Source organism: Arthrobacter sp. P1_D4 (assembly GCF_056406115.1).
In genome coordinates, this window is record NZ_JBFUAU010000037.1 from 1 (window position 1) to 3,709 (window position 3,709).

At 66.7% G+C, this 3,709-nt stretch carries 2 protein-coding genes and 2 pseudogenes; all 4 read right to left on the reverse strand.

All coding sequences use genetic code 11. From position 1 onward, the window contains the following. Positions 1-191 (reverse strand): annotated as a pseudogene (locus tag AC1D0A_RS21830) (serine hydroxymethyltransferase); the annotation flags it as partial. Continuing rightward, positions 188-571: a glycine cleavage system protein GcvH gene (gcvH, locus tag AC1D0A_RS21835; protein ID WP_028278255.1), complete on the reverse strand. Its 384-nt coding sequence runs from the start codon at positions 569-571 to the stop codon at positions 188-190. The gene gcvH and the pseudogene AC1D0A_RS21830, both read right to left, overlap by 4 nt. A gap of 607 nt (positions 572-1,178) precedes the next feature. Beyond that, positions 1,179-2,327 carry a glycine cleavage system aminomethyltransferase GcvT gene (gene gcvT / locus AC1D0A_RS21840; RefSeq protein ID WP_476946828.1) on the reverse strand — a complete coding sequence of 383 codons (1,149 nt, stop codon included), beginning with the start codon at positions 2,325-2,327 and terminating at the stop codon, positions 1,179-1,181. A 12-nt stretch (positions 2,328-2,339) separates the two neighbouring features. Continuing rightward, positions 2,340-3,709 (reverse strand): annotated as a pseudogene (locus AC1D0A_RS21845) (glycine dehydrogenase (aminomethyl-transferring)); the annotation flags it as partial.

The window sequence follows — 3,709 nt, forward strand, 5'->3', positions numbered from 1 at the left end:
TGCATCACAGCCCTCGCGGTGTGGTTCTCCGAGGCGATCATCTCCAAACCGTCACGCTGCCGGCTGAGTTCGGCGTCGATCTTCGCGGCGATCTCCGGATCCAGCACGGACAGGTCCGCGTCCAGACTCCGGGAAACGACCTGCTCAAACGCCAGCGTCTGTGTGCCCGCGGCCGCCGTTGCGCCGCTCACAGTTCGCCGCCGTTCTTGGACGCGTACTCCTGCGCCGAGAGCAGCGGGCCGTCCGATTCGGCGGCCACTTTGAAGAGCCAGCCGGCGCCGTACGGATCGCTGTTGATCAGGGAGGGGTCGTCGACGACGGCGGGGTTGGTTTCGGTGACCTCGCCCGTGACGGGGGCGTACAGGTCCGAGACGGACTTGGTCGATTCGACTTCGCCGCAGGTCTCCCCCGCGGTCACCGTGGCGCCGATCTCGGGCAGGTCCACGTAGACGATGTCGCCCAGGGCGTCGGTGGCGACGGCCGAGATGCCGATGGACACAACGTTCCCGGCCTCCCGCGCAACCCACTCGTGCTCGTCGGAGTACTGCAGTTCAGGGGCAACTTTTGCCATGTGTTTTTCCTAAGTCTTGGAGTGGTCGTTGGTGCTAAATCAATTGTGGCCGGGTTACGCGGCCGGAAACCGAATTTCTCCGCGTGTTCGGTCGCGAAGGCGCCCGCTGGGCGGACGCGACGCTCCCTTAGACGCACGCTTCCGGAATTCGCTCCCCTGCCGCTATCAAAAAAAATTCAGTTTTCGGGGCCAACAGTTTTCGGGGCCAGCCGTTTTCCCGGAAGAAACAGCGGCCTTTCGATATCTTCCAGAGCCGGGCTACTTCTTGGCTTCAAGGGTGTCATCAAGCTCAACCCCCAATGATCGAGCTTGGAACAACCCAGAGCCGCGGTAGGCGGCACCTCCCCCAGCACTTTTGGCTTTCGAAGGCGCCGGTTCCCGATGGTCCGGATGTGGCGTGATGCCTCCAAGGTGACGTACCCCCGAGGGGCTGGCCGGGCTGGGTTTTCGGAAGCGTGCGTCTAAGCGAGCGACCGCCGTCAGGGTTCCCTAACCGAGCTTGCGAGGTTAGGGGGACGGCGGGTCAAGCGAGCGAGCACGCGTGAAAACTCAGTCGGACAGCCCCGGTGCCGGCCACAAGACAGACACCGGGACAGGCCGCGGCAGACTACTTTTGGCGCTTGTAGAAAGGCAGTGCGACAACTTCGAAGGGTTCGGCCTTGCCGCGGAGGTCGATGTCCAGTGCCGTGCCGGGCTCGGTGAATTCGACGTCCACATAGGCCATCGCGACCGGGTAGCCGAGGCTCGGGCTGGGCTGGCCGGAGGTGACTTCGCCGACGACGTTGCCGTCCTTGAGGACCGGGTAGTGGCCGCGGCCGGCCCGGCGCCCGAGGCCCTTGAGCCCGACGAGCCTGCGGCCCGTCGTGGCGCCGGCGCCGGTTTCCTTCTTGGCGGCCAAGGCGGCCTTGCCGATAAAGTCGCCTTCCTTGGACAGGGCGACGACGGGGCCCAGGCCGGCGGCGAACGGATCGCCTTCGAGGGAGAGTTCGTTGCCGTAAAGCGGCATGCCGGCCTCGAGACGGAGCGAATCGCGGGACGCGAGCCCGGCGGGGGTCAGCTCGCCGTCCTCGGCGATGGCGACGAGCGCCTGCCAAAGGGCGGCGGCGTCGTCGTTCGCGACGAAGATCTCGAAGCCGTCTTCACCGGTGTAGCCCGTGCGGGCCAGCAGGAGGTCCTGGCTGGCGCCGCCGAACATGAACGGGACGTCCACGGCGGCGTAGTACTTCAGGCCGGTGACGAGCTCGTGCTGCGCAGCGGGGACAAGGCGCAGCAGGATCTCCTGGGCCTTGGGTCCCTGCACGGCGATCAGCGAGATCTCGGCGGACGCGTCACGGACGGTGACGTCGAACCCGCCGTCCTTTCCGGAACCGGCCCGTTCAGCGAGGGCCTCGGCGACTACCTTGGCGTTGCCGGCGTTGGGGACCACGAGGAACTTCTGGTCGCCGCGGCGGTAGGTGATGAGGTCGTCGATGATGCCGCCGTCCTCGTTGCAGATCAGCGAGTACTTGGCCTTGCCAATGGCCATCGCGGAGATCTTGCCGACGAGGGCGTAGTCCAGGAAGGCTGCGGCGTCGGGGCCGGTGACCCAGACTTCGCCCATGTGGGAGAGGTCGAACAGTCCCGCGGACTTGCGGACGGCATGGTGTTCGGCAAGTTCGGAGCTGTACTTCAGCGGCATCTGCCAGCCGCCGAAGTCCGTGAAGGAGGCGCCGAGCTTCTTGTGCTCTTCGTAAAGTGCCGTGTAATTCTCAGTCATCGTTGGCTGTCCTTAGTTGGCGGAATCGGAGTTGGCGGAATCATCGGAGTGGTCTTCGAAGGCTTCGAGGGGAGGGCAGGAGCAGATCAGGTTGCGGTCCCCGGCTGCTCCGTCGATCCGGCCGACGGGCGGGAAGTACTTGTCCTGCTTGAGCGTGTGGACCGGGAATACGGCCTGTTCGCGCGGGTACTCGCGGGTCCAGTCGGTGCTGATCACGGCAGCGGCGGTGTGCGGGGCGTTGCGCAGCGGGCTGTGCTCCACGGTGAATTCGCCGTTGGCCACTTGGTCGATCTCGGCGCGGATGGCGACCATGGCCGTGATGAAGCGGTCGATCTCGCCCAGGTCCTCGGATTCGGTGGGCTCCACCATGAGGGTGCCGGCCACCGGGAACGCCAGGGTGGGGGCGTGGAAGCCGTAGTCGATCAGGCGCTTGGCCACGTCCTCGGCGGTCACTCCGGTCTTGGCCGTGAGTTCGCGCAGGTCCAGGATGCATTCGTGGGCCACCAGGCCGCCTTCGCCGGTGTAGAGCACCGGGAAGTGCTCATCCAGCCGGGACGCAACATAGTTGGCTGCGAGCAGCGCGGACTTGGTCGCCTCGGTGAGGCCCCGGCCCCCCATGAGCTTCACGTACGCCCAGGAGATCGGCAGCACACCTGCCGAGCCGTAGCGGGAGCCAGGTGGGCCTTGGCCGCGACCGGGCCGACGCCCGGTCCGCCGCCGCCGTGCGGGATGCAGAAGGTCTTGTGCAGGTTCAGGTGCGAGACGTCGCCGCCGAACATGCCCGGCTGGGCCAGACCGACCAGGGCGTTGAGGTTGGCGCCGTCGATGTAGACCTGGCCGCCGGCGGCGTGGATCGCGTCGCAGACCTCGCGGACATCGGCGTCGTACACCCCGTGCGTGGACGGGTAGGTGATCATGATGCAGGACAGCGCGTCCTTGTGCAGCTCGATCTTSGCGGTCAGGTCCGCGTGGTCGATCGTGCCGTCCGAAGCCGTGGCCACGACCACGACCTTCATGCCGGCSAGCACGGCCGAGGCCGCGTTCGTGCCGTGCGCGGAGGCCGGGATCAGGCAGACGGTGCGCTGGGCATCGCCGCGGGAGAGATGGTAGCCGCGGATCGCCAGCAGGCCCGCGAGCTCGCCCTGGGAACCGGCGTTGGGCTGGATCGAGACCTGGTCGTAGCCCGTGATCTCGGTCAGCTGGCCTTCGAGGTCCTCGATCAGTTCACGCCAGCCGGCGGTCTGGGATTCCGGGGCGAAGGGGTGGATGGAAGCGAACTCCGGCCAGGAGATGGCCTCCATCTCGGCCGTGGCGTTCAGCTTCATGGTGCACGACCCCAGCGGGATCATGGTCCGGTCCAGGGCCAGATCGCGGTCCGAGAG

What these genes read in the sequence shown, in the direction of transcription:
- gcvH (WP_028278255.1), bottom strand. Translation starts at nt 571, where the DNA reads ATGGCAAAAGTTGCCCCTGAACTGCAGTACTCCGACGAGCACGAGTGG.
- gcvT (WP_476946828.1), bottom strand. Translation starts at nt 2,327, where the DNA reads ATGACTGAGAATTACACGGCACTTTACGAAGAGCACAAGAAGCTCGGC.